16 protein-coding genes and 1 rRNA gene are annotated in these 24,792 nt (G+C 53.7%); 8 read left to right on the top strand and 9 right to left on the bottom strand.

The window, feature by feature from the left end; all coding sequences use genetic code 11:
* Position 1: 1 nt before the first annotated feature.
* The 3 genes from Pan97_RS23145 (at position 2) to Pan97_RS23155 (ending at position 5,501) form a co-directional block, all read left to right on the top strand.
* Positions 2–3,283: an efflux RND transporter permease subunit gene (locus Pan97_RS23145; protein ID WP_144976773.1), complete on the top strand. Its 3,282-nt coding sequence runs from the start codon at positions 2–4 to the stop codon at positions 3,281–3,283.
* Between the two features lie 392 nt (positions 3,284–3,675).
* Positions 3,676–4,452: an SDR family NAD(P)-dependent oxidoreductase gene (locus Pan97_RS23150; RefSeq protein WP_144976775.1), complete on the top strand. Its 777-nt coding sequence runs from the start codon at positions 3,676–3,678 to the stop codon at positions 4,450–4,452.
* 74 nt (positions 4,453–4,526) lie between these two features.
* Positions 4,527–5,501, top strand: coding sequence for an alpha/beta hydrolase family esterase (locus tag Pan97_RS23155; RefSeq protein ID WP_144976777.1), 975 nt, complete (start codon positions 4,527–4,529; stop codon positions 5,499–5,501).
* Here the strand turns inward: Pan97_RS23155 and Pan97_RS23160 are convergent, their stop codons facing one another.
* On the bottom strand, positions 5,502–8,783 hold the full coding sequence (locus Pan97_RS23160; RefSeq protein ID WP_196782196.1) for a PVC-type heme-binding CxxCH protein: 3,282 nt from the start codon (positions 8,781–8,783) through the stop codon (positions 5,502–5,504).
* Between the two features lie 302 nt (positions 8,784–9,085).
* Here Pan97_RS23160 and Pan97_RS23165 point away from each other — a divergent pair, with 302 nt between their 5' ends.
* Both Pan97_RS23165 and Pan97_RS23170 read left to right on the top strand, forming a co-directional pair.
* A complete protein-coding gene (locus tag Pan97_RS23165; protein ID WP_144976779.1) occupies positions 9,086–9,664 on the top strand; it encodes a hypothetical protein in 579 nt (192 codons plus the stop codon).
* A 21-nt stretch (positions 9,665–9,685) separates the two neighbouring features.
* On the top strand, positions 9,686–10,270 hold the full coding sequence (locus tag Pan97_RS23170) for a 5-formyltetrahydrofolate cyclo-ligase (protein ID WP_144976781.1): 585 nt from the start codon (positions 9,686–9,688) through the stop codon (positions 10,268–10,270).
* On the opposite strand, the gene Pan97_RS23175 is transcribed toward Pan97_RS23170, so the two are convergent.
* Together Pan97_RS23175 and aroH are read right to left on the bottom strand one after the other, a co-directional pair.
* Entirely contained in the window at positions 10,267–11,178 is a 912-nt protein-coding gene (locus Pan97_RS23175; protein ID WP_144976783.1) for a cysteine peptidase family C39 domain-containing protein, read from the bottom strand. The two genes, Pan97_RS23170 and Pan97_RS23175, sit on opposite strands and share 4 nt — an antisense overlap.
* Positions 11,179–11,542: 364 nt before the next feature.
* Entirely contained in the window at positions 11,543–11,968 is a 426-nt protein-coding gene (gene aroH, locus Pan97_RS23180) for a chorismate mutase (RefSeq protein WP_144976785.1), read from the bottom strand.
* Positions 11,969–12,480: 512 nt separating this feature from the next.
* On the opposite strand from aroH, the gene Pan97_RS23185 reads away from it, so the two are divergent.
* The 3 genes from Pan97_RS23185 (at position 12,481) to Pan97_RS23195 (ending at position 15,704) form a co-directional block, all read left to right on the top strand.
* A 16S ribosomal RNA gene (locus tag Pan97_RS23185) occupies positions 12,481–13,988 on the top strand.
* A 276-nt stretch (positions 13,989–14,264) separates the two neighbouring features.
* Entirely contained in the window at positions 14,265–14,930 is a 666-nt protein-coding gene (locus Pan97_RS23190) for a hypothetical protein (protein ID WP_144976787.1), read from the top strand.
* Positions 14,931–14,993: 63 nt separating this feature from the next.
* Positions 14,994–15,704: a hypothetical protein gene (locus tag Pan97_RS23195; protein WP_144976789.1), complete on the top strand. Its 711-nt coding sequence runs from the start codon at positions 14,994–14,996 to the stop codon at positions 15,702–15,704.
* A 104-nt stretch (positions 15,705–15,808) separates the two neighbouring features.
* Here Pan97_RS23195 and Pan97_RS23200 read toward each other — a convergent pair whose 3' ends face one another.
* From Pan97_RS23200 to Pan97_RS23225, 6 genes are all read right to left on the bottom strand, one after another.
* Positions 15,809–17,335: a sulfatase family protein gene (locus Pan97_RS23200; protein ID WP_144976791.1), complete on the bottom strand. Its 1,527-nt coding sequence runs from the start codon at positions 17,333–17,335 to the stop codon at positions 15,809–15,811.
* Between the two features lie 88 nt (positions 17,336–17,423).
* Positions 17,424–18,470, bottom strand: a complete 1,047-nt coding sequence (locus Pan97_RS23205; protein WP_241676334.1) for an HD domain-containing phosphohydrolase — start codon at positions 18,468–18,470, stop codon at positions 17,424–17,426.
* A gap of 2 nt (positions 18,471–18,472) precedes the next feature.
* Complete coding sequence (amt, locus tag Pan97_RS23210; RefSeq protein WP_144976793.1) at positions 18,473–22,249, bottom strand: ammonium transporter; 3,777 nt, start codon at positions 22,247–22,249, stop codon at positions 18,473–18,475.
* A 290-nt stretch (positions 22,250–22,539) separates the two neighbouring features.
* Positions 22,540–23,268, bottom strand: a complete 729-nt coding sequence (locus Pan97_RS23215) for a YqjF family protein (protein WP_144976795.1) — start codon at positions 23,266–23,268, stop codon at positions 22,540–22,542.
* A gap of 344 nt (positions 23,269–23,612) precedes the next feature.
* On the bottom strand, positions 23,613–23,861 hold the full coding sequence (locus tag Pan97_RS27210; RefSeq protein ID WP_144976797.1) for a BON domain-containing protein: 249 nt from the start codon (positions 23,859–23,861) through the stop codon (positions 23,613–23,615).
* Positions 23,862–24,064: 203 nt separating this feature from the next.
* Positions 24,065–24,763 (bottom strand): putative metallopeptidase, encoded by a 699-nt coding sequence (locus Pan97_RS23225; protein ID WP_241676335.1) that lies wholly within the window; start codon positions 24,761–24,763, stop codon positions 24,065–24,067.
* Between the last annotated feature and the right edge of the window lie 29 nt (positions 24,764–24,792).

Below are 24,792 nucleotides of genomic sequence, written 5' to 3' on the forward strand. Positions count from 1 at the left end.
CATGAAGTCCATTGTTCGCTGGGCGATTTCCAACACGCCCGCCATGAATATCTTGATGGTTGCCGCGATCTTGGTCGGCTTTGTCTCGCTTTCGCAGATGCAACGCGAGACGTTCCCCGATTTCGATCTCGATATGATCCTCGTCCAGGTTCCCTATCCTGGAGCCGCCCCCCAAGAGGTTGAAGAGGGGATCTGCCAGAAGATCGAAGAAGCAGTGCGTTCGCTTGATGGCATCAAGAAGGTCACTTCCGTCGCCGCCGAAGGCGCCGGGAGTGTTGTTATCGAGTTGCACTCTTCTGTCCTGAATCCCGACCGGGTGCTGGACGAAGTCCGCTCAGAAATCGATCGCATCCCAAGCTTTCCGGCAGAAGCTGAAGACGCGGAAGTACGCCGCGTTACCACAAGACGCCCGGCCATTCGCGTGGGAGTGATTGGCCCCGAGTTTGACTCAGAGGAAGCTCAGCTCCAATTGCGAGCCGTCGCGGAAAAGGTCCGCGATGAACTGCTTCAGCTCGACGGCGTTTCTCAGGTAGACTTCATCAATAACCGCGACTATCAGATTGACGTCGAGATCGACGAATCGATTTTACGATCGCATGGCCTAACTCTGAACAACGTGGCCGAGATCATCCGGCGGGAAAACCGCGAACTGCCAGCGGGTACCATTCGTGGCGAGTCTCAGGAAGTCTTGCTACGGGGTAACAATCGCCGCACCACCGGGGACGACATCGCGGAGCTGCCCTTGATTACCCAACTGGATGGCGCCGTGCTGACCATTTCCGACCTTGGGACAGTACGTGACGAACTGGCCGACACCACATCTCGGGCCTACATCCAAGGGAAACCAGCGATGGCCTTGACCATCTCGCGCAGCTCGGATGAAGACCTGCTGAAGATGGTGGATGCGGTCAAGAGGTACGTCGCTGAAAAAGAGCTGCCTAGCGGCTATGAAATACTGACCTGGAGCGATCAGTCGGTCGAAGTCCGCGGGCGTTTGAACTTGCTGATAGAAAACGCGATTTACGGCTTGATCATCGTCTTCGTGCTTTTGATCTTGTTCCTCGATCTCGAGCTGGCGATCTGGGTTTCGCTGGGGATCCCGTTCTCTTTGTTTGCCGCTGGCATCTACCTGTTTGCCGCCGGGGAAACGATGAACATGATTTCCATGTTCGGATTCCTGATGGCCTTGGGCATCGTGGTGGACGATGCAATCGTCGTGGGAGAAAACATCTACTCCCACCGGCTTATGGGCAAGTCCCTGATGGACTCAGCCGTCGATGGCACGTCGGAGGTGATGAGTTCTGTCTCTTCATCGACAGCGACCACCGTCATGGCATTCATGCCGCTGCTGTTTGTCAGTGGCGTGATGGGCAAATTCATGGCAGTGATGCCGATGGCGATCATTGCCATCCTGATTGCCTCACTGTTTGAATGCCTGACGATCTTGCCGTGCCACCTGGCCCACAAGAACGATGGCTTCATGAGGTTCCTGGGCTGGGCACTGTTCATCTTTGCCTGGATGTTGCCCATCGTTCATTGGGCCAGCGATACGACCACGAAGATTCTGAATTGGTTCATCGAAAACGTCTACCAACCCTCCCTGCACTGGGCCCTGCACAACCGCATCATCGTCTGTGGGGGTGGTTTGGCGTCGATTCTGGTTACCTTTGCGATCGTGCGTTCTGGCATTACTCCGATCGAGTTCTTTCCCAAGCTCGATGGCAACACGGTACAAGCGCAGGTTACCTTCCCAGATGGAACACCTGAACGCGTCACGCAGCAGTGGACCAAACGCATCGAGGAAGCCTTCTGGGCCGTCAACGATCGACTTTCCCCGGAAGGTGAGAGCTTGGGACAAGTATCGTTTCGCACGGTCGGCTCGCAGGTTTCCAATGGTGGGCCTCCTGGGGCAAATGCCAATGAGGCCAGCGGTAGCCACGTCGGAAGCGTCGAGATCGAACTGCAAGATACCGAGCAGCGCGAAATCAGCAGCATGGAAATCGTCACCGCCTGGCGAGAGGAACTTGGCCCGATCCCTGGCGCCGAGTCGCTAACGATCGCCTCGCAGGCGATGGGCCCCGGCGCGACGCCGATTGAGTTTCGCCTATTGGCCGACAGCGATCACATGGATCAGTTGGAGGAAGCGATCGAGAAAACCAAGGCTCATATGGAAACATACTCGGGCCTGATCGATATCTCGGATGACTCGATCCCAGGCAAGTGGGAATATCGCTTCCGAATCAAGCCGGACGCCCAGGCATTAGGGGTACGTACGGCCGACCTGGCCGAAACTGTTCGGGCCGCTTTCTACGGCCAGGAAGTGATGCGCGTGCAGCGTGGACGCCACGAAGTGAAAATCATGGTGCGATACCCGCAAGAGGATCGTCATCGTCTGGCATCGTTCAATGATATCCGCATTCGCCTGAACGACGGCATCGAGCGTCCGATCACGGAACTCGCGGAAGTGGATATCGTTCGCGGCTATTCCGAGATCAACCGCGTCAAGCAAAAGCGTTCGATCAAGATCACCGCGGATGTCGATTCTGAACGTGGCAATGAAGTCGAAATCGTTGCAGGTATCAAAGCAGACTTCATTCCGAAGCTCCTAAAAGAATACCCTGGCATCAGCGTCTCCTGGGAAGGGCAGAACGAACAACGCAGCGAATCGATGGGCAGCCTGTTCAATGGCTTCATTGTCGCGTTGGTCGCCATGTTCATGCTGCTTGCTTTCGAATTCAAATCGTACTTCCAGCCGATCTTGATCTTGGCCATCATTCCTTTCGGAGCGATCGGAGCGGTAGCAGGACACGCGATCATGGGCATTCCCCTCACGTTCTTCAGCATGTTCGGCCTGGTCGCTCTGACCGGGATCGTCGTGAATGACTCCATCGTATTGGTGGACTTCATCAATCAGCGCGTGCACGCCGGCATGCCGCTCAAAGAGGCTCTGCTTGAAGCTGGAACGCGGCGTTTTCGCCCAGTGTTGCTGACCACCATTACGACAGTGGGCGGTCTATCGCCACTTCTGACGGAGACCTCCCTCCAGGCCCAGCTTCTCATCCCGATGGCAACGAGCATCGCGTTTGGCGAAATTTTCGCCACGGTCTTAGTGCTGTTTCTAGTTCCCGTCGGCTACTCCATCAAGGTAAGCTTCATCGAGTTCTTCGCCCCTGGGGCCATCCTCAGCGAAGAAAGCCACCACAACGAGGCCGGACTTGAACCAGTTCATGCATTGACTTCCTCTGGCAAGCTTGAAGAGCCTTCGATAGGAACTTCACATTAACGGATAACCCCGATGAATTCGGCTATCTGGACGACCAATGCAAGTGGCGGAAAATCGTCGTGTTAGGGAACCGTGGTCAAGGCAAGCTGTTTGAGAAGCTTCAATTGCTGCGAATGTGACCTGTAATTCGGTTGCGCGCCCCTGCATCCAAGTTGGTAAAGTGTCAATCTCGCGTGAGAAATCGGTAGATGCGGATTCAACACGCACTATCGCGTTTTACTCGATTGTGTCATCTACTTAGCTTGTTCGGTCGAGCGCAAGTTTGGCTTGCCATGGTAGATTCGCTGTAGGATATGGGCAGGCTCTGAATGAATTTACGCAACTCGATCGACGGGCAAACGCTCTGACTTTGCCTGCGTTTCCCGAATACTACTTGATAGAAAGATGGTCTCATGGATCTTCAACTGAAGAACAAGAATGCCCTGGTTACCGGTTCGACCAAAGGAATCGGCTACGCGATCGCCCAGGTTCTGGCCCAGGAAGAAGCGAACGTCATCGTGAATGGCCGTAGCGAGAAATCGACCCAGGCAGCGGCTCAATCGATCGGGCACGGCGCACGTGGCATCGCCGCCGATGTATCGACAGCGCAGGGATGTCGCGAACTGCTCGATAAGGCGGGGCAAATCGACATTCTGGTCAACAATGCCGGGATCTTTGAACCGAAAGAGTTTACGGAGATCCCCGACGAGGACTGGGAGCGTTTCTACCAGGTAAACGTAATGTCCGGCGTGCGACTAACGCGTGCTGTGCTGCCTGGGATGCTCCAGCGCAACTGGGGGCGCATCTTGTTCATCTCCAGTGAAAGCGGCGTTCAGATTCCGTCCGAGATGATCCACTACGGTATGACCAAAGCGGCGAACATCTCACTGGTAAACGGTATTGCCCGTCTAACCAAAGGGACGCACGTTACCGTGAACGCAATTCTGCCTGGACCGACCGCCTCGGAAGGGGTGTCTCAGTTTGTCGGAGAATTGGCCGCAGAAGCCAACCAGTCGAAAGAAGAATTCGAGGAAGATTTCTTCAACCATGCTCGGCCAACTTCCCTGATTCAGCGATTTGCCGAGGTCGAAGAAGTTGCCAATACAACGGCTTATTACTGCTCGCCACTGTCCAGTGCTACCAACGGAGCCGCCATCCGAGTCGACGGTGGTGTCATTCTCGGAACCTAAATCTATCGAAACCGTCGGGCAATCTCGCAGGTAATACCTGGTAACTAATCACCCGTTCACTCTGCGAGGTTGCCATGTTCCGTCATCGCCGCTGGGTCGTATTGCTTCTCTTAACAGGAGTCGTCGGCTGGCTACTTTGGGGTGGCAAAACCTTTCAAGCAGCCGAAATCCCGTCGCCGCCGACGGCCGGTCAGTTTGAAATCTCGACCGAGTCTGAGGGGTACACACGGACTGCACTGGTACATATTCCTAAAAACTACAACGCTCAGATGCCTCCACCTTTGGTGATCGCCATGCATGGGGCAGGGGGTGGGGCCGAGTCGATCCTAGACCACGACAACTGGGCCAAGCTGGCCGACGAAAAAGGGTTTATCGTCGTCGCTCCGAACGGACTACCGGCCAGGCCGCGACTCCCAAGCAACTTCCTGGCCAATCCGCAACTGTGGAACTCCGGACAACTGCGCGAAGGCTCGCCCCGATCGAAGATCGACGACGTTGCCTACATTGGCCTATTGCTGGACGATCTTGCGAAGAAGGTTCCCTACGACAAGGCCCGCGTCTTCGCCATCGGGCATAGTAACGGGGGTGGAATGACTTTTCGCCTGGGTGCCGAGATGGCCGATCGCCTCGCTGCTATCGGCACCGTCGCGGGCATGGTCGCGGTGGAAGACCCCAAGCCCACCAAGCCACTGCCGACACTGTTCATCTTCGGAACGGAAGATCCTGTGCTACCAATCGACGGAGGCGAGTCTTCACTTCCCTGGGGCACGAGAACAACGCCGCCGGTTACCGACCTGATGGAGAAGTGGGCTAAAGCGATCGGCTGCGAAACGGAACCGACAACCACGGCAGACGACGATGCGATTAAGAAAGTTCGCTATCGGTCGCGAAAGAATGGTCCCGAACTGACCATTCTTTACCTCAAAGGGCACGGTCATCAATGGCGAGGTGCCAGCCGAAACCTGCCACCTCGCTTGATTGGCCCAATTACCAGTAAGCTCGACGCGACCGCCGAGCTTTGGAAGTTTTTCGAGAACAGCACGAAGTAATTACTCGTGGCCAGCTGCGGAGCCATCCTTTTTCAAACTAGCCAGGAACTGGACCAGGTCACGCAGTTCCGACTTCGATAGATGCTTGTAGACATCCTCAGGCATCGGGCTCTTCGCACTCTTACGTCCCTCAATGTCACCCTGCGGAATCGTAATCAGTTTGCCATCGGCATCGACCAAATTGACGGCCTCGTCGGTCTCTTCCTTGAGAACACCGGAATAGGTTTGGCCATCGACGGTCAGCACCAGGATCGATTCAAACCCTTCGGCAATCTTGGCATTTGGCTGAACGACGGCCTCGAGCAGATACTCACGCGACTTCGTCTGCCCCAGGGCATCCAGTTCCGGTCCAACCCGGCCCCCGGTCCCCATGGCGCGGTGACAGCGAACACACGAAGTTTCTGTCTTCTCGAAGAAGATCCTCCGGCCTCGCTCGAAGTCTCCACCTGCCAATGCCACTCGGTATTCGGCCAGCGGATCGGCCGGATCAAGCGACAAACGGTACTTCTCCAGGAGAGAGGAAACTTCAGGCGAGTCCTTGAATGCCGTAGCCGCTTCAATCGCATCGAGACGCGTGTCCTCAGGCATCTGACCGGAGAGAAGTTTTTCCATTGCCGAAGCCACGATTTCCCCGGAACCGGCCGGCTTCAAACTGGCCAGCGTTGCCAAAGCTTGTTGACGTTCAATGGTCGAATCGGCAGCAATTCCTTCGGCAAGTAGCTTGGCCGCGGCAACGGGCATCAGTTTAGCCAGTTGATCTCGCGCGACGGCTCGAACCAAGGGTTGATCCGATTTCAATGCTTCCTGTGCGATCGGCTTTGCTTTGTCCGGATCAACGTTAACCAAAGCGGCAATCGCATCAGCTCTCGTTTCGTCAGATTGCTTGGCGTCGGTTGCGAGCCCGATCAGCACGGGCGCGACCTCTTTGATCCCGAACGAGGCGGCCAGCTTGGCGGCCTTGTTCCGAACGGCTTCATCCGTCGTCAGCAGTTTTGGAAGAGCCGTCGCCAAAGCCTCCTTGGCGGACTCGCGATCACGTTCTTCCAGCGGGCGATAGAAGTTAATAACGCGATCCAACTGCCCTGGCTTATCCCAAGTTTCCAGCATGGCTAACGCTTCCAATCGCATCGCCTCTGGCATGTCGCTTCTCGCAGCGAAACGAGCAATCGCTTCGGCGTTCTCCGGATCGCCCAGGCGGAAGTTCGCATTGAGCACTCGACGGAGCAAAGCGTCGTTCTTCCAGCCAGCATCGATTAACCGGGCTGCCTGGGGCAACGCACTTTCCATCGGCAAATCGTGAATGGCACGAACGGCTTCCAGGACCACCAATTCGTTGCCGTCCGACAAGTAGCGAACAACCGTTGGGCTCTCGAGCCGCCGCAGTGCGACTACGGCTGCAATACGCACGCTGGCTGAGGGGTGATTCGCCAGGTCAGCCAACGACTGAAGACTTCGCATACCAGCCATCGCCATGACGCCGCCGTGACGCAAGACTGGATCTTGATCGGCATTCTTAGCCAGAATCGCAGCGACACGATCGATGACCTGGTTCGGATCTCCATGCGGTCCGGCGTTGCCCAGCCCGATCATGGCAAAGTATTGAACGCGTGGGTTCTCATCTTCCAGTAATTCCGGAAGCCCATAGATCACGCGAAGCTCTCCCAGCACGCGGCCCACTTGAGCCCGGACTTCTGGGTCTTCATCTTTCACTAATTGCGTAGAAAGCAATTCGACGGTCTTCACGCGGTCGGCGATCTTGGCTTCCCCTTCCGCGATCTGCCCAATGCCCCAGATGGCATGCAGCCGGGCCAATTGGGGTTGGCTGCTGTCGGCAGCCACCGACTTAAGCACGTCGAGTTTGTCGCCAGCGGCCAGTGCGAATTGTGCTTTCATCCGAACTCGGCGATCGGCGTGTCCCAGCAGGCGCTGTAGTTCCTCGTCCGGCTTCGTCGTGAAATCGCTGGGGAGAAGCTCTTTCACTTCCGCGATGAGCTTGGCGTCTTCCGGGTTATCCTTGGTCAGGCGGTAGATGCGTCCTTTATTCAGGCCTGTCCAACCATCGACCCAGTCACTGACGTACATGGCACCATCTGGGCCAAAATCAACGTCCGTTACCAGGCACTTCCAGAGGAATTGCTCGGAGTCGACCAGTTCGTAGCCTGCCCCCTTCGACTTCATGCGGAACGTGCGGATACCGCTGTTCGCCGGGCCACCGCGGAAGTCACATAAGAAGAACGTTCCGTCGAATTGCTTGCCAAACCCTGTGCCTGGGTAATAAACCAGTCCGCTCGGTCCGTCCGAAATGTTCAGGATTGGCGGAACGATATAGGCAGCCTGACCTTCGTGATGCGGATGCCACAGTTTCTCTCGGTTCCATGGTCCGCGATCGCTCAGGTATTGGTATGCCATATTCCAGCCGGTGTGCCCATCTTTAACAAGATAGATCCATCGGGCCTGGTCGCCACTGTCCGAGTTGTTGTCGCAAGTAAAGAGGTTGCCGAAATCGTCGAACGCAAGTTCCTGAGGATTACGAAGCCCGGTGCAGAAGACTTCCAGGTTCGATCCATCGGGATTACAACGGAACACCGCTCCTGAGCCTGGGTCTTTGAGACGCGTACCATTGACTTCAATGTTGTAGCCACGGTCACCGATGCTGAAATAGATTTTGCCGTCGGGTCCTAGCGTCAAACCATGCAGATCATGTCCGCGAAACGCGAATCGAACGCCGTACCCTTCGCTGAGGGACTTCTTTTCATCAGCGACACCATCTCCATCGACGTCTTTTAATTTCCACACATGCGGAATGTTGGTGTAGTAGACACTGCCATCGAGTGCCAACACGCCAGCTCCGGTTCCTTCCACGATATCGTTGTACCCGGAAGAAAAGACCGTATCTTGATCGGCCTTACCGTCGCCATCGGTATCGACCAACATGCGAATGCGATCGTCATGCTGCGTGTACTTTTGAGCGGCTTCGGGATGATGCTTTAAAATGTAGGCCCGCCGATCGGCAACCGACTGCGCCGCGAGATCGTCGATCAACCAATAGTTGTGACCTCGGTTGTCCTCGACTCCTTGGCCTTGTCGGTAAGTCTCCGCGACGTAGACACGCCCCAAATCATCCAGACAAAATGCCACCGGATTCGCGATCATTGGCTCAGCTGCGAAGAGGCTCATTTTGAACCCCTCAGGCACTTTGAACCCGGAGATTGCCTTTTCGCCTTCGTCGGAAGCAGGAGCAAGTTGTGGAACTTCCGGCTCGGGCACTTCGGCGTGCAGCATTGAACCGCTTGCGGAGGTCAAAACCAAGAGCACTAAAGAACAGATCCGGACCATCACAGTTTTCAGATTCAACATACTTCTCACGATACGAATGGGATCCCCTGAGAGCCCTTGTCGACTCGCGGGCAGTTTTCCCGCTTTTTTCTAGGAGGATGACTATGAATAGAAGAATATTTGGCTATTCACGGTAAACTTTTTAGAGTAGTCCGTTTGGCGCGACTCCACAAGATTGCAGCCCTGCGTCAATTTATACATTTTGTGTTGCATTTCAACAAAAGTACCTCTCGATTCAGGCCCCAGACATGAGCGTCGTGTGCAGCAACTGTGGTGAAGAGCTCATGGGAGCAGTCAACCGCTGTTGGAAATGCGGCACGCCGTTCATTCGCAGTGAAACGGTTAGAACTTCGGGACTCGACGGATCTGGTTCTACCCAAACGGTCCAGCTTCAAGTTCCTCCCATTCGCAGGGCTCCGGTTCTGGCAATTTATCTTGCGCCAGAGGAATCGGAGGAAGATGAACCGATCGCTGCGATCATTGAAGAAGAGACCGAAGAAACCGAGACGGTGCCATCTTATTCACAGGCAGTCGTCCCGACGGTTAGAAGGTTTATCGATTCACTTCCGCTGGACTACCCAAGTCTTGGCAGCTCAATACTTGCCTTGCTTGCGAATATTGTCTGCTACTATTCGATTCTCGGTGTACTCCTCGCGGCTGTCGCCGTTATATCGAATGTCTATCTCCTGTCCCATCGACGTTCCACGACTCGCTGGGTAGGGTTTGGGATTTCGATATTGTCTTTGCTGTCCGCACTAACTCGTACGGTGGCTAGTCTCTATCTTTGGTTTACCGGCATGCGTCTGACGATGGCTCTGTTCGGTTAGACGGAATTCCCGGCGACTACCATGGATTCCTCAGAAAAGAACGATATTCGCCGTCAGGCAATCGCTAGACGCCAAGCACTCAACGACGGTGGTCAGAGAAGCGATGCCATTTGCCGCCGACTTTTTGAGGAATTTCCGTTTCACGAAGATTCCACCTGGATGGTCTATGTCAGTGTACGCAATGAAGTGAAGACGATGGGGATCTTGCGAGAGGTACTGCTCAGGAGAGGGCAAGTCGTGGTCCCCTATTGCCTGGCAGACAACCAGTTAGGGCTCTTTCTCCTCACCGATCTTCAGGAACTTGAGCGGGGCACGTTCGGCATAAGCGAACCGATCGCCGAGTTGCGTGCCGAACGAACGATTTCTCCCGAAACCATCGATACGCTGGTGATGCCAGGTGTTGCGTTCGACCGGCGCGGGAATCGAATTGGCTACGGCAAAGGCTATTTCGACCGCCTTCTACATCAACTAAGAAGCGATTGCAGGAAGATTGCCCTCGCATTTGATTGCCAGATTTTCGCAGACATTCCGACCGAGCCTAACGACCTTCCGGTGGACCATCTGATTACTGAGACGCAGTCGATTCGCTGCGTGTGGGAAGTCTAACGAGCGGCGAGCGCCCGGATATTTTCGAGGCCACTACGCGTGTATTTGAACGGCGGACCTTCGTAGCTGCGTTCAAGCAGAGCACTATGGCCATCCCACACTTTCAGCAACTCGTCTTCGCTCCAAAACTCGATGCCAATTTCTGGATTCGGGTCGGCGATGACATAGTAGCCTTGGATCTGTCCGAGGCAGACGACCGAGTGGATCTCGCCAACTTTCCAGCCATCTGGCAAACCTGCGGCGTTGCTGCTGCCGAACCAAGCTCGCTTGCCAACACGTAGAACCACGGGCCTCCGCGAGGAAGCGAGTTCATCCGGCGTGAGATATCCCATCCGCACCTGGTAAGGCGTGTCCTGCGTTTTAAGCTTCAGCCCGCGGTAAAAGCCTTTCCAGGAAGTTCCTTGCCGAGTCAAACAAAGCTCGGCCATTTCTTCTTCCGTCGTTGGAATATCGTAGTAGTTCAGCAAGGTCGCCGCACAGGCGGCTGTACATGTCTGGCTTGTGGTCTGGTAGCAGATACCCTGAGAATCCCAGTTCATCTGGCATTCTGGCGCTTGTCCCATCACTGGATATATCAACGACCAAACACCAGCTCCGAGCAGGCCAGACATGGGGATGGCACGCCGCCACCCTTGGTCGCGTAAGCGGTTCGACGCGATCGCGGCAAGCACAAGCGCCGCGAGGGGATAGATGTTGCTGAGAATGATTAAATTCGAGAATGGTAAGAGTTCAGTGAGGAACAGACTTTCCCAAACGAAAGCCGTATAGAACGCGACAATGGCGACCACGATAACCGCGAATTGATTCAGAGCGAATACAGACCAGTCCCTGGTCCAGGCTCTTGTGGCGAAGAAGCCACCAAGGCTAACGATGCCTACGATGAAGTAGCCCGCAATTACATCCTGCATACGAGCCTCCTTTTCTAGTGGCCAGTCTTGCCACTCTGGAGTGAGTTATGGATGTCTGGCAGTGGGGCACCTGCCGCGTCAATCGACTGCAGATGAGGTATTAGCAATAGTATCGTTAACTTAAGATGAAGACCATAGACAATTACCTCGATCCTCCGCAATAATACGGGGTTTTCAACTTATTACCCCTAAAGCCAGGCACAAAAAAATGCCCACACAGTGGGCAACCGCCCCGCTCGACACGGGGGCACTTCATTTAAAGAAAATGAAGCAACTAGAGTGCCAACACATACCAAGTGCTAGCCGAACCCTACTCGCACTTTTGCCATAACCCATTTGCAGACAAAAGGTTACTGAGATAGTCCTATTTCATGCCTGCCATTTGCTGCTCGATCCACTGCTCAAGTTCCTCCCAATCGATCTCAGGAACCTGGCACAAATCCGGGCGAAGCCTGACAGCATCGCGTACATAAACGTGGTGAATCTCGTTCTGGGCTTTATCCGTGTTCCAGTGCAACAGAATTCGCAAACATAACGGTAAAGAGCCAGGGACACTGATTTCGTGCGTGCAAATCAGAGGCACATCCATCCAACCGATCTGCCGCGCTGCGAGTGCAGGGAACTCTGCATCCAGATCGCTCGTCACGGTAAAAATCGCGCTGGCAACGTCTTTGGGATCAATTCCATTCCGGCGAATCATAAGGGCTAATAGCTGCCGGGTCGCTTCGAGAATTTCGTTCCGATCGTTGTGCGTAACCGTCGTCGCACCGCGAACTCCACGACACATCATGACACTCGTGCCCTTCTTCTATGGCAGCTAAAATCAGGCTGCAGCAAAACGCACGCTGCACCACCCGTAAAATACAAGATCCAAGCCACGCTTTACAGGGTCGCACGGCCCAATCCGGTCGAAAAGGAAAACGTTTCCGCGGAATTCGCATCGCCGTAATATGTTTTGAGTCAGCACGTTACGACGCGGTTTCATCTTTTCTAAACAAAAACCTCGCGAGCCCCTTTGACGCCAGACCAAGAAGCGATAGGATATACCGTCTCACCTGGAGCAACTGACGCCGACAGGGAGAAGCGAAAGCTTTTGATCTTTGACAATTTGGTAGTGACCTCTGTTTGAGAACAATGGTGGTTGGGTTTCTTTGAGATTGCTTGCAGTCTTAAAGGGACGATCATTATTTGAACTCAAGCTAGTTCAATTTTTTTGAAATCTAGTAGCTAGTTCAAACATTTTCGATTGCTAACTTGCTCACACGCTAACTCGGCTTCGGTCGTTTTAGTTAAGCAAATATTTAATTGAAGGGTTTGATCCTGGCTCAGAATGAACGTTGGCGGCATGGATTAGGCATGCAAGTCGAGCGAGAACCAAGAAAGCTTGCTTTCGAGGGGACAGCGGCGAAAGGGAGAGTAACAGGTAGATACCTACCTCCAGGCTGGGAATAGCGTCGGGAAACTGGCGGTAATGCCCAATAACATCTACGGATCAAAGCTCCGGCGCCTGGAGATGGGTCTGCTTACTATTAGCTAGTTGGTAAGGTAATGGCTTACCAAGGCGACGATGGTTAGCGGGCGTGAGAGCGTGGCCCGTCTCACTGGGACTGAGACACTGCCCAGACACCTACGGGTGGCTGCAGTCGAGAATCTTCGGCAATGGACGCAAGTCTGACCGAGCGATGCCGCGTGCGGGATGAAGGCCTTCGGGTTGTAAACCGCTGTCAGAGGGAAGGAAATTTTGACCAAACCTCAGAGGAAGGTCGGGCTAAGTTCGTGCCAGCAGCCGCGGTAAGACGAACCGACCGAACGTTATTCGGAATTACTGGGCTTAAAGGGTGCGTAGGCGGCCATGCAAGTCAGATGTGAAATCCCACGGCTCAACCGTGGAACTGCGTTTGAAACTGCATGGCTTGAGGGAGATAGGGGTGAGCGGAACTGATGGTGGAGCGGTGAAATGCGTTGATATCATCAGGAACACCGGTGGCGAAGGCGGCTCACTGGGTCTCTTCTGACGCTGAGGCACGAAAGCTAGGGGAGCGAACGGGATTAGATACCCCGGTAGTCCTAGCTGTAAACGATGAGCACTGGATCGAGGGACCTCCCACAGTTTCTCGGTCGTAGCGAAAGTGTTAAGTGCTCCGCCTGGGGAGTATGGTCGCAAGGCTGAAACTCAAAAGAATTGACGGGGGCTCACACAAGCGGTGGAGGATGTGGCTTAATTCGAGGCTACGCGAAGAACCTTATCCTAGTCTTGACATGCTTAAGAATCTCCCTGAAAGGGGAGAGTGCTCTTCGGAGAGCTTTTGCACAGGTGCTGCATGGCTGTCGTCAGCTCGTGTCGTGAGATGTCGGGTTAAGTCCCTTAACGAGCGAAACCCTTATCTCTAGTTGCCAGCGAGTCATGTCGGGGACTCTAGAGAGACCGCCGGTGTTAAACCGGAGGAAGGTGGGGATGACGTCAAGTCCTCATGGCCTTTATGACTAGGGCTGCACACGTCCTACAATGCAACATACAAAGGGAAGCAAAATCGCGAGATCTAGCAAATCCCAAAAAGTGTTGCTCAGTTCGGATTGCAGGCTGCAACTCGCCTGCATGAAGCCGGAATCGCTAGTAATCGCGGGTCAGCATACCGCGGTGAATATGTTCCTGAGCCTTGTACACACCGCCCGTCAAGCCACGAAAGTGGGGTGCACGCGAAGTCGCTAAGCTAACCTTCGGGAGGCAGGCGCCGAACGTGAACTCCGCGATTGGGACTAAGTCGTAACAAGGTAGCCGTAGGGGAACCTGCGGCTGGATCACCTCCTTTCTAAGGAAAACTTTTGGTTCAAGTGGTTTTCACGAACCCAACACGAACCTCAAGTGGGACGACCACCATCCCTCAAGCAAGTCACTACCTTATTTATATTGAAGAACCTCTTCGAGCTCATCGCTCGAAGAGGTTTTTTCGTGCGCGCGTCGCATCATGGTTCGATGCGAATCCACCGCGGCGCACATTTTGCACATAACTGTTTGAGTCTTCTCTCGTAGTCTCCGAGAGCTACAGTTCGCCACCTCGTCTTATAACGGAAAGCGAAGCGCCCCGATGCCTCATCCCCACTCGTCACATTCATCGAGTCTCGCAACTATCAACAATGTATTACTCGGCTTGATGGTCTTAGCAATTTTTGCCACCTGGAGCTATCTGACCCTTGGTGGAAGAAGCCAAGTACCTATCAATGAAGAAAAGTTGGCGGAAGAAGTCCGCGAAAGAATTGCGAAAAATGCCCCTGAGATTGAATCGGAGGTGAAAAGTGTTGTCGCCGAGTTAGCGCCTCCTTTGGGGATCGCTATTTCTCAGCAGTTCAAGGAAGATCGTGACCGCTATATCAATACCCTGCGTACTGAAGGGGGTAAATTCGCAGAAAATGCCGACGACATTTTCATCGACGCATTAAAGGCGGAGTATGGCGACTTCCTCAGAGCGCATCGACAAGTTCTCGCTGACGAGTTCCCCGATCATGCCGATGAGGAGTCGCTGGATAGACTGATAGCCGAATTTGAGAAGGTGGGTGGTCGCCTCATTGATCGCTATCGAGTGAAACAGTTCGCGGAACAAGCCCAAAGAACACAAGCCTCATGGGAGAACATCCAACCATTGGAGACACCTGAACCCGGTGAGCCCTCGTTGGAAACACAGCTACGAGATTATGCGGTCGACTGGAGTGTGCTCGCCTTTACCCAAGAGGCGGAAGAGGCCGTTCTCGACTAGCCTTCGGTGCCACGTTCGCCGCTGAGTCATGATAATCGCATATCAACTTGTGGAGAGTCTACAATGTCCTCGCCATCCCAATCACATCCGTCTTCTGCCAATTTCTTTTGTAGTAACCGATTCACGACCGTACTCCTTGGGTTGTTTTTAATTGAACTGATCGGAATTTCTGTGGATACCTATTTGGATATCCGCAAACGGATTCAGCCGAGAAACCTTGCGGAACAAGCAGAACAGGAAATTCGCAAGAACTACCCCAAACTCCGAAGGGAACTCACTACCGAGATCAAAACTCAGGCGCCGAATATTGCCGAGGCGATGAGCGAACAGTTGATCGGCTCATCGCCACAAATTCGCCAGTGGCTTCAAGAAACAACACGCCGTCAACTACGACTTGGTTTACACGAGACAACCAAATTGAGCTCAGCCCAGTTTCAATCATTTGTCCGGGATAACCACGCTGAAATTGAAGAGCTTTTCGTTCAATTGGAAGAGACGCCTGAGCATACAGAAGAGATTGTCTTAGACTTAGAATCAAACATTGAGAATAGCTGGGGCGTCCAGCTGCAGAATCAGACCGAAAACGCTCTCTCACTGCATCGCAAATTCAACGACAAGCTAGAAAAAATTAACCGAGGTACGTCGCTAACTCCCAAAGAATTATTGGAACGACGAATCGTTAGGATTGTTCGAACTCTTGCGGACGAGCGTCTGCCAGAGCTTCCCAGTTCGGTGTTGCCTCAAGAAATACCATCTTTCGAGGACAACAATTGATTTCGAGACCTCAATTCGCCCCCCTGCTCACCCACCAACTATCGGCATAGGCCATAAAGCGATCAAAGCCGTAAGACTGTCCACGGAAGACTGTGTACCCAATCTCAATTTGCTGACAGGAAGGTAATCTTGCGGTCGTTCTCAACCTTTTCACCTGGCGTACAGCGTCCTTGCTCGACTTGACGTTCAAGCAATTCTAATAGCTGCTTGACTTTTTCAGGGTGACTTTCCACCAGGTTATCTTGCTCGCCGGGGTCGGAACTCAAGTTGAATAGCTGCATCTTCGGCAAGCCTTGCTTGATGGCCGCAGGCTCTCTTGGATCGCTCCAGCCTCCACTTCCATGAGACAAACACAGTTTCCAATTGCCTTGTCGAATGGCGAAGTGCCCCGAGATGGAATGACTAACGAGCGTATCGCGTCCCGACGATTCTTCCCCCTCAAAAACAGAGACCAAGCTATAGCCATCTTCGCCGCCGGTTGGCTTACGCAACTGGCCGGTGATCGCTTCCAGCGTTGAGTAGACGTCGGTCAGACAAGCCAGGGCGCTGGTCTTACGTCCCCCTTCAATGTGTCCGGGCCATCGAACGATCAAGGGAACTCGATGGCCTCCTTCGTAGATGTCGGCCTTGTGGCCGCGATAGCCTGAACTGGGATCATGCCCTTTTTCCAAGAGGAGCGGAAAGTTTGCCTGAGGCGAGCAGCCGTTGTCGCTGGTAAAGAAAACCAACGTATTCTCGTCAAGCTGATTTTCTTTCAGCGCCGCGAATAGTTCTCCCATGTGATGATCGACTTGCATAACGAAGTCACCATAGGGATTCAAGCCGCTGGCGTCCTTAAAGGGGGGGATAGGCACAATCGGTGTGTGGGGCGCCGGCAGTGGAAGATACAGAAAAAAGGGCTGGCCTGCGTGCTCTGGCTCAGCCCGCTCGTTCACATAGGTAATCGACTTATCGAACAGGTGAGGAAGGACTTGCTCAATGACGAAGTCAGGCCCGATCGGACCTTTACGATACCAGCCATAGCGATCTTCCTTGGACGTTACTCCTTCTTCGCGCTGGGGTACCGCGGTGACCTGCCCAGTATCGACCCAAACGTACGGAGGCATATCGAGCGAACCACAATGGCCGTAGTACTGATCGAAGCCGTTGATGTCAGGACCATTGGTGACCGGTTTAGTAAAGTCGATCTTGCCGTTTTCTTTGTGCCAGTCCCAGCCGAGGTGCCACTTGCCGATCATCGCTGTGTGGTAGCCAGCAGCTTGCATTAAGTGACCCAGCGTGGGGCGATCGGCAGGAATAAGATGTTCGCTCGTTCCACTCAAAACACCACGAGCAAGTCGTGAACGCCAGTTGTATCGCCCCGTTAGAAGACCATATCGCGTCGGAGTACAAACCGAGCTGGGCGTATGGGCATCTAAAAACGTGAGGCCTTCGGTAGCCATCTGCTCGATATTCGGCGTCTTGATCTTGCAATCTGGATTGGTTGCCGAGACATCGCCAATTCCCAGGTCATCCGCCATGACGACGATGACGTTGGGCAGTTTGGCCTTATCTTGCCCGACAGCGATTCCGAGCGTAATAGAAATCAGGAATGCGCTTATTGCGACGACGCTTAGTTTTTGACAGTTCATGATGCACGCGAGAGTCGGAAGGGAAGGAGAAGGGGGATTGGACAGAGCCCTCCATCTTAACCTCGCGTAGATTGGGATGCATCCCTCGTCAGCTAGTCGCTGTCATTTCACACTCCGCTTCAACAGGATCGGAATACTGCTCGACGAAACGCACAAAGTCTTCTTTGCAAGCTTCAAATGCCCGCACAACTTCGGGGTCAAAGTGTTTGCCGCTTCCTTCGAGAATAATGTTTTCCGCGTAATCCGTGCTGAAAGCCTCCTTGTAGATGCGCCTGGTTGTCAACGCATCGTACACGTCGGCCACGGCAACGATACGAGCTGAAAGAGGGATTTCCAGGCCGCTCAATCCGTATGGATACCCACTGCCATCCCATTTTTCGTGATGGGCCACTGCTATGTCTCTGGCCATTTGCAGAAACTTGGCTTTGGGAAACTGCTTGAGTGCGGCGTCAAGCGTTTCCGCTCCAAGGATCGTGTGCTTTTTCATGACCTCGAATTCGTCCTTGGTTAACTTGCCAGGCTTGAGCAAGACACCATCGGGAATGCCAACCTTGCCAATATCGTGCAGAGGGCTCGTCTGATAAATAAGACGAACGAATTCACCGTCGATCACCTGAGCAAACTCCGGCAGGGTCGACATTTCTCGGGCCAAGCGGCGCGAATACTGGCGAACTCGCTCCAAGTGTTGGCCTGTTTCCGTGTCACGCGATTCGGCTAAACGTGCCAGAGAGAAGATGACCAGATCGCGTGTTTCCAACCCGATCAGACGAACGCCGGCATTGATCCGCGCTAAGAGTTCTGGCGGGTTGAAGGGCTTGACCATGAAGTCATCCGCACCCGATGCCATGCCTTCGACGATCTCATCATTGCGGCCGCGACTGGTCAGCAAAATGCTGTAAATGTAGTGCTCGGTGAAACGCCCCCGGATCTCGCGGCAGAGTTCCAGGCCATTCATCATCGGCATCTCCCAGTCGGTCACGACGATCTGGATTTCATTCTCTTCAAGCTGCTTGACCGCTTCGACACCATTGAGCGCGGTGAACACTAAGAAGCCTTCCCGCGTCAAATAGCTCTCGACCATATCGAGTGCAATGTCATCATCATCAACCACTAAAATGCTGATGCGCGTATCCATGCTTATCGATCTCCCTGCTTACGGTTACCTTCGTTTAACAGGTGGGCAATTACTGCTTCGCACGTGTCGAACTTTTCACTGAGCTCTTTCATTAAAAGTTCATATCCTTCCGCCTGCTGCTCTCTAGCTGCCAATTCGATGGTTCCTGCTACCTTGGAAACGGGCTGGGCGGCTACGTTCGCCGCCATCCCTTTCAAAGAATGGGCAACTTGAACAACCTTGTCGATGTTTCCGTCACGAACATGTTGCTCGAGCAGTACGATCTCTGACTTTGCTTTGTCAGCAAATTTTTGAAGAACACGCTGAATCAAACTCTCGTCGCCACCGCAACGCTCACGCAGTTCGGCGATCGAGATTTGCTCTTCTTGACCAGCGTCAGGCTCAGCGACCTCTGACGATATTTCATCTGCGCCAGTTGCCTCGGCGGCCGACGATGACTTTCGCTGGTCAAGCTGTTTCAGGATCGTCTGAATTAACTGCTGGCGATTTACTGGCTTCATAACGTAGTCATTCATGCCAGCGGAAAGACAGCGTTCTTGATCTCCCTTGATGGCTTGCGCGGTGAGTGCCACGATTGGCAAATCAAGGAGCTTCGGATGGGTTAGCGATGCCATCCGGCGAATCTTACGTGTCGCCTCGAATCCGTCCATTTCGGGCATTTCGCAGTCCATCAAGATCAGGTCGACATCCGCCCCGCTCACCTTGTCGACAGCCTCTCGTCCGTTTTCGGCCAATATAACTTGAAAGCCTTCAGCCTGAAGAATCTCATGAGCAACCAGGCGGTTGATCTCGTTGTCATCCACGACAATGATCGTTGCATCTTGATGGCGCCGATCATTGAGCAGCATCGTTTCGGCTTCCAAGCGAGCTTGCGTCTCGCTCGAACGCCGTCCACCAGACAACGATACGAGCGTATCGAGCAGTCGCGACTGGCGAATCGGCTTGGTCAGGCACGTCATTTCCAATCGCTTGAGGACCTCGCTGGAAATATCGCGATCGTAAGAGGTAAGCATCAACAATTTGGTATCGCGATATGCTTCGTGCCCATGAATTCGATCGGCCAGCGTTAGGCCATCCATCTCAGGCATGATGTGATCGAGAATAGCCAACTGGAAGGGTGCGTTCCTTTCGGCGGCTTCCCTCATCAAATCAAGAGCTCGGCTCCCGCTACTGGCCGTGGTTGCCTCGACTCCCCACGATTGCAGTTGCTCTTTGAGCACTTGCAGATTCATGTGATTGTCATCAACCGCCAGCACACGAAGCCCATGCACGTTCGGAATGACGTCGCAGGTCGATCGTTCAGTGCACTGCAGAGGAATCCTGAACCAGAATGTGGAACCTTTGCCTGCCTCGCTATCGACACCGATTTCGCCACCCATAAGTTCGACGAGTTGTTTACAGATCGCCAACCCGAGTCCAGTTCCACCGTAGTTGCGCGTGGTTGAGGCGTCGACCTGCGAGAATGCTTTGAACAATCGATCAAGGCGACTTTGCGGGATGCCAATCCCTGTATCTTCCACCGCGAATTGAATGCAGGCCTGGTTCTGCATGTTCGGATCGCTTTGTTTGTCTGCCATGGTGACATGCAAGTTCACGCCACCATGTTCCGTAAACTTGACCGCATTGGCAAACAAGTTGATCAAGACCTGTCGAATTCGCTCCGGATCGCCGATCACGGCCTGCGGAACATCAGGCCCAATGCAACAGTTAAGTTCCAGCCCCCTTGCTCGTCCTTGCGGCGAGAACATCTCGGGGACTGATTCCACCAGTTCGTGGACGACGAACTCCGTCGATTCAAACTCGATGCCACCGGCTTCAATCTTCGAGAGATCGAGAATGTCGTTAATCAAGTGCAGCAGCGTTCCGGCGGAACTTTTCGCCAGATCCACAAAGCGTTGTTGATTGCTCTCGAGCCTGGTCGCGGCCAACAGATCGAGAAAGCCAATAATACCGTTGAGTGGCGTACGGATTTCGTGACTCATGCTCGCCAGGAAATCGCTTTTGGCGCGATTGGCCGCGTCGGCAGCGTTACGCTCTGCCTCAAAGTAGCGTGCTTTACGCCGCTCGGTAATGTCCTCGACGGTGCCTTCGTAGTACGAGACATTCCCTTCCAGGTCACGTCGAACCGAAGCGTTTTCCGAGATCCACATCGTCTCGCCATTGGCTCGGCGGATTTCGGACTCAAATCCAAACACGACTCCCTGCTGGTCGAGCGTCTCGATGAATTCAGCGCGTCGATTCTGTTCGACGTAGACCTGGCTGGAGATGTCCGAGATGCAGTCCGTCAAATCAACGAGACTCTCGTAACCCAACATCCGAGCTAGCGCCGGATTGACGGTCATGAACCGACCATCAGGTGTCGTCTGATAGATCCCTTCGACGGCATTCTCGAAGATTCCGCGGAATCGCGCCTCGGCCTCGGTTCGCTGCCTCATCTCCTTATTGACGCATTCGAGCACGCGGTTGTATTCGGCGGCAATCTGCCCGACTTCGGTATGCGGCTCGATGTCGACCTTTTGCGAGAAGTCTCCTTGCTCGCGATGACGTGACATGTTCGTTAGTAGATCAATCAGTTCGGTACTGGCACCATGTTCCGAGATGTTCAAGCCTGCGACTTCATGTTCGGCCGATGTGCGGAAAGGCATCACCAGGTTGATCAAGTAGATCAACGTGAACCCACCGCCAAATGCGAGCGCAGCACATGCGGTAACGCCTTTCAATTGCACCCAGAACTGCGACCACGCCGTCATCCCTTCACCGAAATGACTCGGGTCGGCCAGAAATGCGAGTGCCAGTGTTCCAAACGCACCGGCACACGCGTGGGCGGGAAAAGCACCGATGACATCGTCGATCTTTAGCTTGGGAAGTAGTTCCGTAACCAGACAACAGATCACGCCGGCCCCGCACCCGATGGCAACGGCTGCCCAAGGGGCCACGATGTGACACGATGCCGTAATGCCCACAAGCCCGGCAACGGCGCCGTTCATGGTATGTCCAACGTCAGGACGACGATGAATGGTCCACGAGCAAGCTAAGCAGGCTAGTCCACCAAAGGCTCCGGCCAGGTTCGTGTTTACGATGATAAGCGGCACCGAGTCGTTCATTGCCAAAGTGCTACCGCCGTTGAAGCCGAACCAGCCAAACCACAGCATCAACACGCCGAACGTTGCCAGCGTCAAGTTATGACCATGAATACCAGGGCGGTCGCCGTCAAAACGACCGATGCGTGGCCCAATGACCAGGATTGCTGCCAAGGCCACCCAGCCGCCCACCGAATGAACAACCGTTGAGCCGGCGAAGTCGATGAACCCTTCCTGGGCCAACCAGCCAGAAGCAGCGCCATCGGCAGCACCGCCCCAAGCCCAATGGCCAAACAATGGATAGATGACACCAGAGACTAATAACGCAATGATGAAGTACCCGCGAAAGCGAATACGTTCGGCAACCGCACCCGAGATAATAGTCGTCGCCGTACCGCAGAAGACCATTTGAAAGATGAAGAACGCCATCAACCAGGGAGATGAGTCCTCGCCAGGGCAGAACATCGTTGTCCCAAACCATCCGTGATAGCTGGCACCGAACATAATCGCGAAGCCAAACACCCAAAACACGGCTGCCGACACGCAAAAGTCGACCAGGTTCTTCAGCGCCACATTAAAGCTGTTTTTGGCGCGGACCAGACCGCTCTCTAACAGACAAAAACCTCCCTGCATCAACATGACCAGGGCGGCGCAGATAAGCATCCAAGCAATATCGAGTTGAGGCAGGGCGGACGACATGATTCAGTGTTTCCGTGAAGGTAGCGCACGAATTCTCTATGGCATCTCGTTCCGCCTCGAATCGAGATCCAGCCAGATCTAGGGTCGGCCACCCCCATGGTGGCGACATTTAGCAATCAAAAAAACTTAGGTCGCGGATATTATTTCATGAAGAGGATTCGACAGAATGAAGGATCATTTTTGATCATGTGCCTGGCATCAATCGTAAAACGATCGCTTTGTAACGATCGCTCCGAAGATGCCATCACAGGCTATCCCTCAGAAAGCGGGAAGGTGACCACGTTCTGATCTCACGGCGTGCGAGGCAGGGGCTTTAGTCCGAAGATTTCAACATCGACGCCTGGCGAGAAGTGCGCAAAAGAGGGTGGGTCTGGTGGGATTGCAAGACCTGAAGCATTCAACAGTGTATCCTCGATAGCCAATATTTCGACCTCGTGAGCAGGATACGGCACATGATGTACCTGGCCGGTATAGAGTGTTCCGCGATGCTCCAGGAACAAGTAATAGCGTTCGAGAAAGAAATGCTGGAGCGACCCCGGTTGCGAAGGTTCCAGTGGTGGACCAATTCGATAGCTGACCTTATGTCGCACGCTGCCACACGGTCGTTCGGTTTCATAGACGACTTTGTCTTCCGTTCGCTTCAGGCTCATCTGGGCATGATAGTAAGGCAATCCCCAAAACTGCCGAGCACCCCAAACGGCCAAACGATTGGCCGCATCGAGCGAAAGAAAGTAGACGCCTGGCTGGCTACCGTGATAGACATAGGTACGGACGTTCGTCTCTAAAAAAGTCATCGAAGCCCATTCCGGCCACCAGGCATTGCGGACTCCTTTCATTGCAAAGGGAACCACGCCAACATAAGCGACCCCGTCAAAGTGATCGATCTCCAGACCAGCAGGCACCAATGGCCGTAAAGTTTCAAAAGGAACCGGCCAATGCAGAAACAGCAATGATCGCCATCGCTGATATCCACGCACTCTCTGATTCGGTCGAATGGTTGGCGTTAGACGGTCAATCATGACACCTTACCTCATCAAAACCTAGACCTACTAGACGACCGTCTATTTCATGCGAGGACAACAAGAATGATCGAGGGCACCTCCTTCTCATTGGGTCCAAGATAAGGACTTGTAAGGGAGTTTCAATGTAATACTCGTCGTATTCAACCTTTCAGTCTATCAGTTCCCGAAGTTGGTGCTATTCGATTTGGCTAGCTGAACGCACGTCATGTTTTATGGTGCCGTATGTCCAGAACATCGAGCGAAGAGATGGCCACTGGAAGAATTCAGGACACTATCTAAGCACGTCAGTTTTTGACGGCACATTACCCAGACAGACTTACGCGTTCGACGTTCAAAGCAAATCAGGCGTCGGTTCGTTTCGGCTTTGGTGGACAAGCCATGAGGTCGTTGACCCTCTGAACGCCTTGAATACTGCGAATAACTTTTAAAATCGGGCGACGCTGATTTTCGTATTGCAGAGCCCCAGACAACTCGACGGTTCCATTGACAACACGGGCCTTGACTTTGGCCTGAGAATTCACGCCAGTGCGTTCCATTGTACGATCCACTTTGCGTTGCAGATCCTTATCGGAAACTTGGTTACCGAACATTCGGGTATCCCCTCAATAAGAGTGCTCGACGACAGAGCGAAAAGTCCGTCGTTTGGCGGGGGAATCGACCGTACAGGCCGCAGGATGGTAAGTAGAGAGGATCACCCAACCGTGGTCGAGTGTAGCAGAGGTCGGAACAGCGGCCGTATCAAATCCGAAAAGAATTGCAATAAAGCGTAAATGCATAGATGAGCATCGACGCTCTAGCCGGCCTCGGGAATCAGCTTGGGGCGAGGAATCTTCACGCCGTAAATTCCACCGCCTTGATGATACAACTTGGCAAAATCATGTTCCAGAAACGCGTATAACTCGGGAGGGGGCTTCTTCATCAGGTACTTGGTCGACAAGACAGCCATGTGTTCGTCGTATTCCTTTTGGCTCGATGAATGGGCATAACAGCGGCCTGGGTGACGCCGAATGTCGCCGTCAAAATCGGGACTAATGTGCCACAACTCGTGGAAGATAGTGATCATCTTCTCCGAGAAGTCCATGTTCTGAAATCGTGGGAGATAGAAACTGAGAATGTAGAGCATCTCTCGGCCGTGCTCATCCAAGAGAGATTGGCAGCAATACTTGCGTCCGCGACGGGTAGTAAAACGCGAACCCTGTTCAAAACGCATTGGTGTGAGCGTGGCGAACACGCCATGGGTGGAATCAATGCGTGCTTGAACAATGGCGACAGCCACGCGACTCATGTCGATATGGGCCAGTTCCGGCATCCGATCGATCATATCGTTGACCAACAGTCGCATGGCAAACGTGAAATCGAAGCCTCGCCGGCCAGCCGACTTATGCAACTGCACGCGTCCCATCGACTTCGATGGCACACGCGCCTGATTCACCGCCGACTTCCTGGCAGGCTTCGCCTTTTTTCGCTGCTTGGGCCGTGAGGAGCGTTTCACGTCATGTCCGTCCATGAAAAAACCGCTAT

This window comes from Bremerella volcania (genome assembly GCF_007748115.1).
Taxonomy (GTDB): Bacteria; Planctomycetota; Planctomycetia; order Pirellulales; family Pirellulaceae; genus Bremerella; species Bremerella volcania.

Coding starts and splice junctions, on each gene's coding strand:
- Pan97_RS23145 (WP_144976773.1), top strand. CDS start 2: ATGAAGTCCATTGTTCGCTGGGCGATTTCCAACACGCCCGCCATGAAT.
- Pan97_RS23150 (WP_144976775.1), top strand. CDS start 3,676: ATGGATCTTCAACTGAAGAACAAGAATGCCCTGGTTACCGGTTCGACC.
- Pan97_RS23155 (WP_144976777.1), top strand. CDS start 4,527: ATGTTCCGTCATCGCCGCTGGGTCGTATTGCTTCTCTTAACAGGAGTC.
- Pan97_RS23160 (WP_196782196.1), bottom strand. CDS start 8,783: ATGCTGCACGCCGAAGTGCCCGAGCCGGAAGTTCCACAACTTGCTCCT.
- Pan97_RS23165 (WP_144976779.1), top strand. CDS start 9,086: ATGAGCGTCGTGTGCAGCAACTGTGGTGAAGAGCTCATGGGAGCAGTC.
- Pan97_RS23170 (WP_144976781.1), top strand. CDS start 9,686: ATGGATTCCTCAGAAAAGAACGATATTCGCCGTCAGGCAATCGCTAGA.
- Pan97_RS23175 (WP_144976783.1), bottom strand. CDS start 11,178: ATGCAGGATGTAATTGCGGGCTACTTCATCGTAGGCATCGTTAGCCTT.
- aroH (WP_144976785.1), bottom strand. CDS start 11,968: ATGATGTGTCGTGGAGTTCGCGGTGCGACGACGGTTACGCACAACGAT.
- Pan97_RS23190 (WP_144976787.1), top strand. CDS start 14,265: ATGCCTCATCCCCACTCGTCACATTCATCGAGTCTCGCAACTATCAAC.
- Pan97_RS23195 (WP_144976789.1), top strand. CDS start 14,994: ATGTCCTCGCCATCCCAATCACATCCGTCTTCTGCCAATTTCTTTTGT.
- Pan97_RS23200 (WP_144976791.1), bottom strand. CDS start 17,335: ATGAACTGTCAAAAACTAAGCGTCGTCGCAATAAGCGCATTCCTGATT.
- Pan97_RS23205 (WP_241676334.1), bottom strand. CDS start 18,470: ATGGATACGCGCATCAGCATTTTAGTGGTTGATGATGATGACATTGCA.
- amt (WP_144976793.1), bottom strand. CDS start 22,249: ATGTCGTCCGCCCTGCCTCAACTCGATATTGCTTGGATGCTTATCTGC.
- Pan97_RS23215 (WP_144976795.1), bottom strand. CDS start 23,268: ATGATTGACCGTCTAACGCCAACCATTCGACCGAATCAGAGAGTGCGT.
- Pan97_RS27210 (WP_144976797.1), bottom strand. CDS start 23,861: ATGTTCGGTAACCAAGTTTCCGATAAGGATCTGCAACGCAAAGTGGAT.